The following is a 13105-nucleotide window of genomic DNA, read 5'->3' as shown; positions in this document are numbered from 1 at the left end:
TTTCAAATCTGTGGACGACGACGGTCCCCTGTGGATGGATACTGCGGAAAGCAGCATCTTCTCCACTGTGGAGTGTCACCGGATACGGTATTGCCATTCCCGCAACCGGTGCACACTCAACGTGACTCACCCATCAGGGTAGTCGGCCGAGCACCGGCAGCGCGAGGCCGCTCCGACGCAGCTCCAACGCCAGCTCCGTTCCCGGCGGCGGCCGCAGGGTGAAGTCGTGATCGCTGGAGAGCACCGCGAAGCCGATCCGGTGACCCGCACCGAAGACGTGGTCGTCCGGTTGCAGCGCGACGTCCACGGAATACCGCTTGCCCGGCACGACGGGCGACGTGCGGTCGAGGGCATGCCGGTTCTGCGGATCGGTCCACCCCCGGGTCACGATCTCGACCGTGCCGTCCGGCGCGTGGTCCACCAGCAGCGCGGTGACGTTCGCGGCGGGCGCGTCGAAGCGCAGGGCGAGCTCGGCGCGCGCGGTTCCGCTCAACCGCACCGGCGCGTCCAGGGGCTCGGTCGTGTAGGAGAGCCGGTGCGGTGAGCTCGCGGCGGCGACGAGGTCCTCGGCGCGCACCGCGGCGTCGTCGCGCAGCACCTCGACGACCGGGCGGCCGCCCCGCTCCGCGGTCAGCCCGCCTCGCCGGTCACCACCCGCGGTGGGCCGCAGCACCACCTCGCGGGCTCCCGGTGCGGGCCACTCCGGCTCGTCCACCCAGCTCCCGTCCTCGCGCTGGACCGTCGCGCGGGGCTCCTGCTCGACGCCGTTGCGCACGCCGTGCAGGTACCGGGTGAACCAGCGGTTCAGCGTGCGCAGCCATTCCCGCTCGCGCAGCGAGATCGGATCGACGTGCCCGCTCTGGTGCCACCAGATCCGGTGCGGCACGTCGTGCTCGCGCAGCGCGGCGTACCACTGGGCGGCCTGCCGCGTCTTGACGTTCCAGTCGTTGAGCCCGTGCACCGCCAGCACCGCGGCACGCACCTCGTCGGCGTCGTGGAGGTAGTTGCGCTCGTCCCAGAACTCGTTGTAGTCCCCGGTGATCCGGTCCTGCGCCGCGGTCAGCCCGTCGATCACCGGACGGCACGGCTCCCGGTCCTCGCGGGTGTGCACGTACTTCGCCAGCACGTCGGCGTCCTCGCCCTGGTACCCACCGGGTGCCACGACCGCCCCGTCGGAGCGGTAGTAGTCGTACCAGTTGGAGATCGCCGCGATGGGGACGATCGCCTCCAGCCCCTCCACCCCCGTGGTGGCCACCGCGTTGGGCAGCGTTCCGTTGTAGGAGACGCCCATCATGCCGACCCGCCCGGTCGCCCAGTCGGCCTCGACCGGACGTCCGTCGCGGTTGCGGGCGAAGGCCCGGCCGTTGAGCCAGTCGACCACGGACTTGGCCCCGATCGTCTCGTTCTCCCCTCCCGCGGTGGGGCACCCGGTCGACTCCCCGGTGCCCAGCGATTCGGCGTAGACGACGGCGTAGCCCCGGGCCAGCAGGTAGTCCTCGTAGCGCCAGTCGATCTCCACCGCCCGCCGCGAGGACGACGCGACCCGCGGGCCGGGACGCGACGGCACGTGCAGTTCGGTGTCGACGTCGTGGTGGGGCACCTCGTTGGTGTCGGCGAAGTACGGGCTCATCCGGTAGACCACCGGAACGCGCAGCCCGCGCTCGGTCCCGGCGGGTCGCACCACTTGCACGTGCACCTCGTCCGGCCGCCCGTCGCGGTCGGAGTCGGTCGGTGCGGCGACGAACAGCTCCTCGCGGACCGCGCGGGCCGGATCGAAGACCGGCTGGGCTTCCCCGTCCTCGAACACCGGCCCGCCCGGAGGCGCAGCGGCCGCGGGTACCGCGGACAGCGGAAGGGCGCACAGCACCGCCAGCAGAACACCTCGGACACGACGCATGCGGCCTCCCTCGGTCTCCGACATCAGCACCCTTCTCACCTGCGGCGGAGAAGTCAACGACCACCGTGGCGGGTTTGCGCCAAGACCACGCGGCCGGATGCTGAGTACAGTCGGCCGCAGCCGTCGGAGGAGAGCGCATGTCCGTACCGCCCAGCCTGCTGACCTCGACCGGACTCATCGGCGGCTTCGCCGTCGCACGAACCGCTCGGCACCGCCGCTGGAGCGGCGCGGTCGCCGCCGCGGGCGGCCTGGGTGCCGCCGAGCTCTGCCGCAGGCGCAGCGGACTAGGGCCCGCACTCCTGCTGGGCACGACCTACGGCGCGGCGCTGGCCGGATCGCACCCGCTGGCCAGGAAGATCGGCGCCTGGCCCGCGGTGCTCACCGCGACCGCCACCACCGCTGCCGTGGCCGGGTTGCTGTCCCGGCGGAACCGCCCCACGAGGTAGCGCGGTGCCGCGGCACGGACGCGATCCCCGCGGGGACCACGCTGCGCACGGTCGAGCCGCGCAGGCGCTCGGCGGACGACCTCGCCGACCGAGCCACCGCCAGCGCCGTGGCGCCGTGGGCTCGCGGCGCGCCACCGCTGGGTCCGTTGCGGGCGAACGCTCAGCGCCGGACGTGCGCCGCGGCGACGAGGACCAGACCGGCCACCGCCCCGGTGCCCGCGAGGCTGCCGATGTGCCCGCGGCCGGGCCGCACCACCACGCCGACCGGTTCGAACGCGAGCAGCCGGTCTTCCGCCGCGCCGTGGCGCGCGGCGAACTGGCCGCCGACGTCGCCCCCGCGCTCCTGGTCGACCTGCTCGCCGGAGCCGCCTGGCTGCGCGTCGTCTACCGGCAGGTCCCGGCAGGCGACGACTTCGCCGTCCGAGCCGTGGACACCGTGCTCGCGGGGGCGGCGAACCGTGGTTGAGCCGAGGTGGGCACGCGCGCTGGCGCACGTGGCGGCCGCCGCACGGGGCGAACCGGTACCGCCGGACGCGCGCGTGACGGTGAACTTCCACCCGGACCGGTCGGCGGGCGGGCGCCCCCTGCTCGCGCGGCTGGCCGAAGACGGCCTGTACCGCTCGCAGTTCGAGACCGGCACCAGCAACGGCGGGCTCACCGCGCACCCCGGCGGCGACCGGTGGCGTTGGGAGAGCCGCATCTTCGGCGGTGCCTACGACGACGGTCCGCCGGCAGCGCGGCCGCGCTACGGAGCGCTGAACTTCCGCGCGGCACCGGCCGGGGCCGCGCCCCGGTTCGGCTCAGCGCACCTCCGGCTCACCGCGGACGTGCTGGAGCGCACCACCTTCTGCTACCCCGACAGCGTGACCGAACCGGTCCACTTCGGAGTCGCCGCCCGGATGTCGCTGATCGCGCTGGCGGAGGCCGCCGCGGGCGAGGTGGACGCGCTCGACGACTACGTCGAAGCGCACGTCCACGGACCGGTGCGGATCGACCGGGACGTCGAAGCGCTGGTGCTCGACCCGTGCTTCCGCGGCACCGAGGTCGCCGACCTGGCCGCGGCGCTGCCCTGCCCGCTCGAATGGCACCGCGGTTTCCGGCTCACCACCGGCGAACTGCGCCGCCACCCCGACTACCGCGGACCGGGCATCGTCGCGCTCGGCGAGCGGCTCGCCGTCGACGGGCACCTGGACGCCCGCATCGTCGGAGCGGCGGCGCTCACCGGTGAGCACCACCCGCAGGAACTCAAGTACCTGTGGCACGCCATCGCCCGGTTCGGTTGATCGCCTCCCCGGTCGCCGCGGCGACGTGGTGACGCAGGCGTCCGTCCAGCGCGGCCGGATCGGACCGGCGGCGGTCGCGGGCGGTCACAGGCGGTCACGAGCCGCCGCACACCTCGCCGACCTCGCGGGGATCCGACGCCAGGAGCAGTCCGGCGATCCGCTCGGCCTGGGCCGCCGGGTCGGCTTCGAAAACGCGCAGCACGATCCTGAACTGCAGCCGAGGATCGCGGAGGTCCCCCTGACGCGGATGCATGAAGTACAGGGTGATCCGGTCGCGCTCCCACGGATAGGCGCGCACCGAAGGAGAGCTGCAATCCCACCGTTCGAGCCATTCGACCTGCCGGTGGAGGTCCTGCTCCAACAGCCGCGCCACGGTGGCCGCCGGCCATTCCCAACTGCGATCCGACCAAGCCCGGTCGAGCTCCGCCTGGTACTGCCGCGCATCGAACCGGAACTCGGGCAGGCTGTTCTCGCGGATGGCGGGAGGGTCCCATCCGGACCAGACGACGTGCTCGCCATCGCGCCGGATCGTCACGTACAGCGCGCCGCAGCACTGCTCGGTGCACTCCGCCTCGGCGAGCCGCACCTCGTGCGGTCCCGCCGTGGCCACCAGCGGGCCATCCGGCCGCAAGAGCTCATCGGGCCCCGCGGCCCGCTCCTCGGGGCAGTCCACGGCCACGACGTCCACGCCATCGACCATCGGCCGGACCTGGACGACCGCACCCGCAGCCGACGGGTCGGGGACGACGGTTCGCAGGGCGAAGTGGCTGATCTCCTCGGTCACCGAAGCAGTGTGCTGCCCGGGACACCGCCCACGCCACGGGTTTTCCGGCGGCGGGACGGACGCGGAAGGCACCCCCGAACCGGTGGACTTCGCCCCGCACCGCGCTGAAGAGGCACGCGCAGAGGGTGGCCCGGCGTGACACCGGACCACCCTCCGACCTGCCTACGTCCTGCTGCTCGCGGTTGATCGGCGTGGCATCACACGCCGATCGGCGTCAGCTGCAGCCGGAAGTGGAGCCGCAGCCCTCGCACAGGTAGCACGAGCCGGACGGGCGCATCTTCGTCCCGCAGGTCATGCACAGCGGAGCGTCGGCGGCCTTGCCCAGCCGCAGCTCCAGCAGCTCGGTCGAGCTGCCCGCCTGCCGCTCGTCCGACGCCGGTTCGGCCTGCGGGTAGTCCACCGTGGACCGCATGGTGTCCACGTCGTCGTCCGCGGGCGCCGGCTCGATGCCGGAGACCTGCGCCTCGCGTTCGGCGGCGGTGAACACGCCGAGCTGAGCGCGCTTCTCGTAGGGCAGGTAGTCCAGCGCCAGCCTGCGGAACAGGTAGTCCAGCACGCTGCTGGCCATCCGGATGTCCGGGTCGTCGGTCATCCCGGCCGGCTCGAACCGCAGGTTCTGGAACTTGGCGACGTAGAACTCCAGCGGAATCCCGTACTGCAGGCCCACCGAGATCGACATCGAGAAGGCGTCCATCACGCCGGCCAGCGTCGAACCCTGCTTGCCCAGCTTCACGAAGATCTCGCCGAGCCCCGCGTCCGGGTACGACCCCGCGTGCAGGTAACCCTCGGCACCGCCGACCGTGAACGACACCGTCTGGCTCGGGCGCTTCTTGGGCAGGCGCTTGCGGACCGGGCGGTACTCGATCTGCGTCTCGACCTTCTTCTCCGCCTCGCCCTGCTCGCCCTTGCCCGCCGACAGCGGCTGGCCGACCTTGCAGTTGTCCCGGTAGATCGCCAGGGCCTTGAGGCCGAGCTTCCAGCCCTCGAAGTAGAGCTGCTCGACGTCCTCGATGCTGGCGTGCTCCGGCATGTTGACGGTCTTGGAGATCGCACCGGAGATGAACGGCTGCACCGCGGCCATCATCCGGACGTGGCCCATCGCGGCGATGGAGCGCTCGCCCATCGCGCAGTCGAAGACCTCGTAGTGCTCCGGACGCAGACCCGGCGCGTCGACCACGTGGCCGTGCTCGGCGATGTACTCCACGATCGCCTCGATCTGCTCGTCCTGGTAGCCCAGCGACTGCAGCGCGCGCGGCACGGTCTGGTTCACGATCTGCATCGAGCCGCCGCCGACGAGCTTCTTGAACTTCACCAGCGCGAGGTCCGGCTCGACCCCGGTGGTGTCGCAGTCCATCATCAGCCCGATGGTGCCGGTCGGCGCCAGCACCGACGCCTGCGCGTTGCGCCAGCCGTTGCGCGCCCCGACCTCCAGCGCCTCCTGCCACACCTTCGTCGCGAGGCGGTGCACGGCGACGTCGTTGCGGTGGTAGGTGCGGACCAGGTCGTTGGCCGCCGCGTGCTTGCGCATCACCCGCTGGTGCGCCTCGGCGTTGCGGGCGTAGCCCTCGAAGGGCCCGACCGCGCCCGCCATCTCCGCGGACCGCTTGTAGGCGGTACCGGTCATCAGCGAGGTGATCGACGCCGCCAGCGCCCGCCCGCCGTCGGAGTCGTACGCGTGCCCGGTCGCCATCAGCAGCGCGCCGAGGTTGGCGTAGCCGATGCCGAGCTGGCGGAACTTGCGCGTGGTGTCACCGATCGACTCGGTCGGGAAGTCCGCGAAGCAGATCGAGATGTCCATCGCGGTGATGACGAACTCGACGGCCTTCTCGAAGGTCTCGGCGTCGAAGGTGAGGTCCTCGCGGAGGAACTTCATCAGGTTCAGCGAGGCCAGGTTGCAGCTCGAGTTGTCGAGGTGCATGTACTCCGAGCACGGGTTCGAGGCGGTGATCCGGCCGGTCTCCGGCGCGGTGTGCCAGTCGTTGATCGTGTCGTCGTACTGGATGCCCGGGTCGGCGCACTCCCACGCCGCCTGCGCGAGCTGGCGGAACAGGTGGCGGGCCTGGACGGACTCGATGACCTCGCCGTCGGTGCGCGCGCGGAGGCCGAACCCGCCGTCGCTCTCCACGGCCCGCATGAACTCGTCGGAGACGCGCACCGAGTTGTTGGCGTTCTGGTACTGGACCGAGGAGGAGTCGGCACCGCCGAGGTCCATGTCGAAACCGGAGTCCCGCAGCGCGCGGATCTTGTGCTCCTCGCGCGCCTTGGTGGAGATGAACTCCTCGATGTCCGGGTGGTCGACGTCGAGCACGACCATCTTGGCCGCGCGGCGGGTGGCGCCGCCGGACTTGATCGTCCCCGCCGAGGCGTCCGCCCCGCGCATGAAGGACACCGGGCCCGACGCCGTGCCGCCCGAGGACAGCAGCTCCTTCGAGGAGCGGATGCGGGAGAGGTTCAGCCCCGCGCCCGAACCGCCCTTGAAGATCAGGCCCTCTTCCTTGTACCAGTCGAGGATCGACTCCATCGTGTCGTCGACGGAGAGGATGAAGCAGGCGGAGACCTGCTGCCGGGACGCGGTGCCGACGTTGAACCAGACCGGGGAGTTGAAGCTGAACACCTGGTGCAGCAGCATCCAGGTCAGCTCGTGCTCGAAGATCTCCGCGTCGGTCTCGGTGGCGAAGTAGTCGTGCTCCACCCCGGCGGCGACGTAGGTCTTCACGACCCGGTCGATGAGCTGCTTGAGGCTGCTCTCCCGCTCCTCGGTGCCCACCGCACCGCGGAAGTACTTGCTCGTCACGATGTTGACCGCGTTCAGCGACCAGGACTCGGGGAACTCGACGCCGCGCTGCTCGAAGTTGACCGAGCCGTCCCGCCAGTTGGTCATCACCACGTCGCGGCGCTCCCAGCGCACCTCCTCGTAGGGGTGCACGCCCTCGGTGGTGTAGACACGTTCCACCCGGATGCCCTTGCGGGCACCTGCTTCCGGCTCCCCCGCTGCGCCGGCCGGGCTACCGACGGTCTCTGTCATGACCTGACCCTCTTCTCTGTTGCTCACTCGTGTGCTGCCCCCGTCCGGGCTCCCCGTCCGGTTCGGTCGTGCCTCTCCGCCCGGCGGCGTCCCACCCCGGGACGTCCGCCTGCGTTGCGCTCCGGTCGCCTGGTGCGACGACCGACGTCGCGATCTACCCACTGCTGCGCTCCAGGTCCTGGGCCTCCTCCGGTCGCGTCGCCGCGTCGGAACCGGTGAGCCGCTCGGCACCGGTCGCGCCGCAGGCCTCGCGCAGGTCGGCGATCTCCCGCTCGAAGTCCTCCACCGAGGAGAACGCCCGGTACACGCTGGCGAACCGCAGGTAGGCGACCTGGTCGAGGTCGCGCAGCGGCCCGAGGATCGCCAGCCCGACCTCGTGGCTGGGCAGCTCGGTCACCCCCAGCGCGCGCACGCTCTCCTCGACGCGGTGCGCGAGCTGCTGCAGCGCGTCCTCCTCGACCGGGCGCCCCTGGCAGGCGCGCAGCACGCCCCGGACCACCTTCTCGCGGCTGAACGGCTCGGTGACGCCGGAACGCTTGACCACCGAGAGCACCAACTGCTCGATGGTCGTGAACCGGCGACCGCAGGCCGAGCACGACCGCCTGCGCCGGATCGCCTGGCCTTCCTCGACCTCGCGCGAGTCGACGACCCGGGAGTCCTCTCCCCGGCAGAACGGGCACCGCACCGGCACTCACCCCCTCCGGTTGCCGACTCCCAGCGCACCGCGGCGGAGTGCGCTCCGCGCAGGCGAGCTGGATGACCGGACACCTTACAAGCCCAACCTGTGCGGGAAGCACATGGGCGTAACTACTAGATGTTGTGGTCGACTCTAATCGTCACCCGAACGCCGCGCAAACCGACACACCGAGCGAGCACGTCCGTGCGACGCGGGTGAGCGAAACCGGCGCCGCGAACACGAGCCGCGCCCGGGCGGTCACTCCCGGCCCGTCGGCACCACCAGCACCGAGCCCACCGCGACCCGCTCGCCGTCGAGCCCGTTGAGGTCCGCGATCCGCTCCGCCAGGAGCACCGGGTCCGCCCCGGGCGCCACCCGGACGGCCAGCGACCGGAGGTCCTCGCCGGGGCGGACCTCGACGACGTCGGTACCCCCGGGCGCCGCGGTCGATCCGACCGCCACCCCGTCGGCGCCGGGAGCGATCGGACGGCCGAAGAGCCCCACCAGCATGACAATGGCGAACGTGACGACAGCGACCGAGGCCAACAAGAGCGCTTCGCCCTCACGGCGCGTGCCTGCGCGCCCGCGCCGCGAGGTCGGCGCCGAGGAGCCGCGCAGCGCCCGGCCGCCGTGCCGCGCGTCCGCGGACCGCTCCGGTAAGCCCGCCGCACCACGACCCGACCGGGCGAATCCCGCCCACCACCGGACCGAGCGCGCGCCCGCCCGCTCACCGCACGCGCTCCCCCGCTCCGCCCGGTGCGGCGCCGAGCGGTCCGAGCGGGACCCGCTCGGACCCCGGCCGCTGCGCCTCGGACGGCCCCGACCGTCGGCATCGGCGAACGTGACCATGACACCTCCCGCACGACGTGGTGGAACGCGCCGCGACCCCGCGCGACGCGATCGAATGAGTGTTCGATCGAACCTCCGTGCGATTGTGTACCAGGAGACCGCCCCGACGCGAGACCTCGAGCCGGAAATTCGCTCGAACAGGTGTTTGATCTCCGGGTTCGGCCGGTCTACTGTGGAAACCGGGCACCGAGCGGGATCAGCCTCCCGCGCCCGCCAGGCGCGGACACCGCGGAACGCAACGAGGTTGTGACGGACAGGAGGCAGTGGTGGCGAGTAATGCGACCGGCTCCATCGAGGGCCGACTAGACGAGGTCCCGGACGTCCCGGACCCGCAGGCCGACGTGCCCACCCTGCCCCAGCAGGCGAACGGGACCGACGGGCTCAGCGAGCGCCAGCTGAAGGTGCTGGACGCGATCCGGACCTGGATGCGGGAGCACGGCTACCCGCCGAGCGTCCGGGAGATCGGCGACGCCGTCGGCCTCACCTCCACGTCGTCGGTGGCCTACCAGCTCCGGGTGCTGGAGCGGAAGGGCTACCTGCGCCGCGATCCGCACCGGCCGCGCACGGTCGGCGTCCTCGTCGCGGGCGAAGGCGACGACGGCGAGCTCGCCGGGCGGACCAAGCCGGCCTACGTCCCGGTCGTCGGCCGGATCGCGGCCGGTGGACCGATCCTCGCGGAGGAGGCCATCGAAGACGTCTTCCCGCTGCCCAAGGAGATCGTCGGCGACGGCACCCTGTTCCTGCTCCGGGTCGTCGGTGATTCCATGACCGACCTCGCCATCACCGATGGCGACTGGGTCGCCGTGCGCCAGCAGCCCGACGCGGAGAACGGCGACGTGGTGGCCGCGATGATCGAGGGCGAAGCGACGGTGAAGACCTTCAAGCGCACCGACGAGCACGTCTGGCTGATGCCGCACAACTCGGCGTACGAACCGATCCTCGGCGACGACGCCAAGGTCCTGGGCAAGGTGGTGGCGGTGCTGCGGCGACTCTGAGCCTCGCGAGGGCGGCCGGAGCGCCGGGCTCAACCCGGGATCGCTGCGGCGGGCCCATGCAGACCCGGACCGATGCACGACCAAGTCCGCGAACGCATGGGCTGGCCGACGCGATGCCCGCGCGGACCCCGGTGTGGGCACGGTGTGGGCAGACGTGTGGGGAGATGCTCCCGGCATCTACCCCGACCCTGCCCCGCCGGTGTCAGACGCCCCGCCGGTGTCATGCTCCGCAAGTGATCCGAAGCGGGTGTCGGCCAAGCGGGTCTGCCCGCGCCGGTCGCAACGCCGCGGTGCTCGTCGCCGCCCTGACGCCTTCCGCCCTGACGCCCGGCTGATGCCCGGTCACTGACCGCCCGGCTGATTCCTCGGCGCCGAGGTCCGAAGCGCAATGCCCGGGCGCTGACGCCCGAAGCGCCAATGTCCGAAGCGCTGACGCCCGGGTCACTGACCGCTTGGCCGATTCCCGGCGCCGAGGTCCGAAGCGCCAATGCCCTGGGCGCTGACGCCCGGGGCGCTGATGCCCCGCTGATGCCCCGGGCGCTGACGCCTGGCGGTGCGAGCGGGATGAGCAGGGCGTTGGCGGCGGTCGGGTGGTCCGCGCCGATCGGCTTCGCGGACCGTTCCCCGCCACCGGTCAGCTTCGGCGGAGGCGCCCGATGACGAGCATCACCACCGTCGCGAGGATGCCCGCGGCGAGCAGCGCACCGCCGGTCGAGGTCTGCGAGCCGGAGTCGACGGCGGGTGCGGCTCCGTCGTCCTGCGGCGCGGCCGGGGGCGGCTCCGCTTCGGCGCGCTGGGCCAGCGCGGCCTGCTCCGCGCCCGGGACGGCACGCACGGGCTCGTTGCCCTCCGAAGCGGACAGCAGCGTGCCGTCCGGGCCGAACGCGATGGACTCGCCCTGCTCCTCGTCCGGCAGCGGGACGCGCAGCGGCTCCCCGGCCAGCGCCCGCACCACGTCGCCGTCCTCCGGGATCCGGTAGAGGTAGGCGTCGGTGTAGGTGCGCAGCGCCGCCACGGTGCCCGCCGCGTTCACCGCACCACCGGTCACCGCCGTCGTGCCGAAGCCCTGGTCCCACGGCCCGCCCGGCGTGTCCGTCGAGGTGAGGCGCACCGAGCCGACCCGCTCCAACGGCACCGTGCGGTCCTCGGCCAAGGGCGCCGCCGGGCGGTAGATCGCCGCGGACCCGAACGGCGCCTTGGTGACGACGTGCGGCACACCCCGCTCGTCGAACAGCAACGCCTCGGCATCGTGCGGACCGTCCGGGTAGCTCATCCGGTAGAGGTTCGCGCCACCGCCGGGTGGCATTTCGTGCAGCGCGATGTCCTCCCGGGCCCGTCGGTTGTCCCCGGTGTCGGCCAGCCACAGGGTGCCGTCCGGGGACAGCGCCAGGTCTTCGACGTCGTAGGGGTTCGTCGACGCGGTCCGGACGTCGCGCACCGAACAATCCTCGGGATCGAGCACGAAGACCCGCAGCGAGCTGCCGCCGTCGCTCACCGCGTACCAGGAGTCGCCGTCCGAGGCGAAGCCGGACAGCTCCGCCAGTCCGGGCTCGGCGACGGTGCAGCGCTGCTCGGGCACCAGCGCCTCGGTGCTCGCCGGTGACGCCGCGGCCTGGCCGGACGTCACCGGCAGCAGCGCGAGCAGTGCCGCGCCGCCGAACCGGCTCCGCCTCATCCCACGCCGACGAACTGCTGCAGCACGCCCGCGAGGTCCGTCCGGACCTTGGCGCGCAGCCGCGTCCCCTCCGGGGTGTGCTCCTCCTCGACGATCTCGCCCTCGGTGTGCGCCCGGGCCACCAGATCGCCGCGCGTGTAGGGGATGAGCACGTCGACGAACACGTCCGGCCGGGGCAGCCGTTCGGCGACCTCCGCCCGCAACTCCTCGATGCCATCGCCGGAATGCGCGGAGACGAAGTGCGCATCCGGCAGCAACCGGCGCAGTTCGGCGATGCGGGTGCCGTCCACCTGGTCGATCTTGTTCACCACGAGCAGCTCCGGCGGCATCGAATCCCGGTGCTCCTCGGCGATCTCGGCCACCACCTCGCGCACCGCCGCGACCTGCTCGTGCGGCGCGGCCTCGGAGCCGTCGACCACGTGGACCAGCAGGTCGGCCCCGGCGACTTCCTCGAGCGTCGACCGGAACGCCTCCACGAGCTGGTGCGGCAGGTGCCGCACGAACCCGACGGTGTCGGTGAACGTGAACGGCCTGCCGTCCGGCGTCACCGCCTTGCGGGTGGTGGGGTCGAGCGTGGCGAACAGCGCGTCCTCCACCAGCACCCCGGCACCGGTCAGCACGTTGAGCAGGCTGGACTTGCCCGCGTTGGTGTAACCGGCGATCGCCACGCTCGGCACCGCGTTGGTCTCGCGGCGACCGCGCTTGGTGTCGCGCACGGTGCGCATCGCGTGGAGCTCCTTGCGGAGCTTGCTGATGCGCTTGTGGATGCGCCTGCGGTCGGTCTCCAGCTTGGTCTCACCGGGACCGCGCGTTCCGACGCCGCCGTTGGCCCCGGCCCGGCCACCGGCCTGCCGGGACATGGCGTCACCCCAACCGCGCAGGCGCGGCAGCATGTACTGCAGCTGCGCCAGCTCGACCTGGGCCTTGCCCTCCTTGGACCGGGCGTGCTGGGCGAAGATGTCGAGGATCAGCGCGGTCCGGTCCACGACCTTGACCTTCAGCTTGTCCTCCAGCTGCCGGAGCTGGCCGGGGGAGAGCTCACCGTCGCAGATGACGGTGTCGGCCCCGGTGGCCACGACGGTGTCCCGCAGTTCGCGCACCTTGCCGGACCCGATGTAGGTGCCGGGGTCCGGGCGGTCGCGACGCTGGATGAGACCTTCCAGCACCTCGGAGCCGGCGGTCTCGGCCAGCCTGGCCAGCTCGGCCAGCGACGCCTCGGCGTGGGCGGCGTCACCCTCGGTCCAGACGCCGACCAGCACGACGCGCTCCAACCGGAGCTGCCGGTACTCGACCTCGGTGATGTCGGCGAGCTCGGTGGACAGGCCGGAAACCCGTCGCAGCGAGGCGCGCTCGGCGAGGTCCATCTCGCCGGCGGAGGGCTCATCGCCGTCCGCGGCGAGGATCGGTTCGAATTCGTCGGCTTCGACCACGTCCGGGTCGACGTCGGCGGACCACATCAAGGATTTCTTCATATC

11 protein-coding genes are annotated in these 13105 nt (G+C 72.2%); 4 read left to right on the top strand and 7 right to left on the bottom strand.

What is annotated here, in order from left to right:
* Positions 1 to 133 precede the first annotated feature (133 nt).
* Positions 134 to 1897: a Xaa-Pro dipeptidyl-peptidase gene (locus ABD976_RS19700; RefSeq protein WP_345365294.1), complete on the bottom strand. Its 1764-nt coding sequence runs from the start codon at positions 1895 to 1897 to the stop codon at positions 134 to 136.
* A gap of 137 nt (positions 1898 to 2034) precedes the next feature.
* Here ABD976_RS19700 and ABD976_RS19695 point away from each other — a divergent pair, with 137 nt between their 5' ends.
* The 3 genes from ABD976_RS19695 (at position 2035) to ABD976_RS19685 (ending at position 3626) form a co-directional block, all read left to right on the top strand.
* The gene (locus tag ABD976_RS19695; protein ID WP_345365292.1) at positions 2035 to 2343 is read left to right on the top strand and encodes a hypothetical protein; all 309 of its coding nucleotides are present in this window, start codon (positions 2035 to 2037) and stop codon (positions 2341 to 2343) included.
* Positions 2344 to 2515: 172 nt separating this feature from the next.
* A complete protein-coding gene (locus tag ABD976_RS19690) occupies positions 2516 to 2809 on the top strand; it encodes a TetR-like C-terminal domain-containing protein (RefSeq protein ID WP_345365290.1) in 294 nt (97 codons plus the stop codon).
* Positions 2810 to 2882: 73 nt separating this feature from the next.
* Positions 2883 to 3626 (top strand): DUF3626 domain-containing protein, encoded by a 744-nt coding sequence (locus ABD976_RS19685; protein ID WP_345365288.1) that lies wholly within the window; start codon positions 2883 to 2885, stop codon positions 3624 to 3626.
* 94 nt (positions 3627 to 3720) lie between these two features.
* Here ABD976_RS19685 and ABD976_RS19680 read toward each other — a convergent pair whose 3' ends face one another.
* From ABD976_RS19680 to ABD976_RS19665, 4 genes are all read right to left on the bottom strand, one after another.
* Positions 3721 to 4410, bottom strand: a complete 690-nt coding sequence (locus ABD976_RS19680; protein ID WP_345365286.1) for a hypothetical protein — start codon at positions 4408 to 4410, stop codon at positions 3721 to 3723.
* A 214-nt stretch (positions 4411 to 4624) separates the two neighbouring features.
* Positions 4625 to 7435 (bottom strand): vitamin B12-dependent ribonucleotide reductase, encoded by a 2811-nt coding sequence (locus ABD976_RS19675; RefSeq protein WP_345365284.1) that lies wholly within the window; start codon positions 7433 to 7435, stop codon positions 4625 to 4627.
* A gap of 154 nt (positions 7436 to 7589) precedes the next feature.
* Positions 7590 to 8120, bottom strand: a complete 531-nt coding sequence (nrdR, locus tag ABD976_RS19670) for a transcriptional regulator NrdR (RefSeq protein WP_345365359.1) — start codon at positions 8118 to 8120, stop codon at positions 7590 to 7592.
* 249 nt (positions 8121 to 8369) lie between these two features.
* Positions 8370 to 8621, bottom strand: coding sequence for a LysM peptidoglycan-binding domain-containing protein (locus ABD976_RS19665; RefSeq protein WP_345365281.1), 252 nt, complete (start codon positions 8619 to 8621; stop codon positions 8370 to 8372).
* Between the two features lie 605 nt (positions 8622 to 9226).
* On the opposite strand from ABD976_RS19665, the gene lexA reads away from it, so the two are divergent.
* A complete protein-coding gene (lexA, locus tag ABD976_RS19660) occupies positions 9227 to 9955 on the top strand; it encodes a transcriptional repressor LexA (RefSeq protein WP_345365279.1) in 729 nt (242 codons plus the stop codon).
* A gap of 634 nt (positions 9956 to 10589) precedes the next feature.
* On the opposite strand, the gene ABD976_RS19655 is transcribed toward lexA, so the two are convergent.
* Both ABD976_RS19655 and hflX read right to left on the bottom strand, forming a co-directional pair.
* The gene (locus ABD976_RS19655) at positions 10590 to 11630 is read right to left on the bottom strand and encodes an SdiA-regulated/phytase-like domain-containing protein (RefSeq protein ID WP_345365277.1); all 1041 of its coding nucleotides are present in this window, start codon (positions 11628 to 11630) and stop codon (positions 10590 to 10592) included.
* Positions 11627 to 13102, bottom strand: a complete 1476-nt coding sequence (gene hflX / locus ABD976_RS19650) for a GTPase HflX (protein ID WP_369774934.1) — start codon at positions 13100 to 13102, stop codon at positions 11627 to 11629. Before hflX ends, ABD976_RS19655 begins: the two co-directional genes overlap by 4 nt.
* Positions 13103 to 13105: the final 3 nt, after the last annotated feature.

Origin of the sequence: Saccharopolyspora cebuensis (assembly GCF_039542665.1) — a bacterium.
Taxonomy (GTDB): domain Bacteria; phylum Actinomycetota; class Actinomycetes; order Mycobacteriales; family Pseudonocardiaceae; genus Saccharopolyspora; species Saccharopolyspora cebuensis.
This window is presented reverse-complemented; position numbering and strand designations above follow the sequence as displayed.

Coding starts and splice junctions, on each gene's coding strand:
- ABD976_RS19700 (WP_345365294.1), bottom strand. CDS start 1,897: ATGCGTCGTGTCCGAGGTGTTCTGCTGGCGGTGCTGTGCGCCCTTCCG.
- ABD976_RS19695 (WP_345365292.1), top strand. CDS start 2,035: ATGTCCGTACCGCCCAGCCTGCTGACCTCGACCGGACTCATCGGCGGC.
- ABD976_RS19675 (WP_345365284.1), bottom strand. CDS start 7,435: ATGACAGAGACCGTCGGTAGCCCGGCCGGCGCAGCGGGGGAGCCGGAA.
- ABD976_RS19665 (WP_345365281.1), bottom strand. CDS start 8,621: ATGCTGGTGGGGCTCTTCGGCCGTCCGATCGCTCCCGGCGCCGACGGG.
- ABD976_RS19655 (WP_345365277.1), bottom strand. CDS start 11,630: ATGAGGCGGAGCCGGTTCGGCGGCGCGGCACTGCTCGCGCTGCTGCCG.
- hflX (WP_369774934.1), bottom strand. CDS start 13,102: ATGAAGAAATCCTTGATGTGGTCCGCCGACGTCGACCCGGACGTGGTC.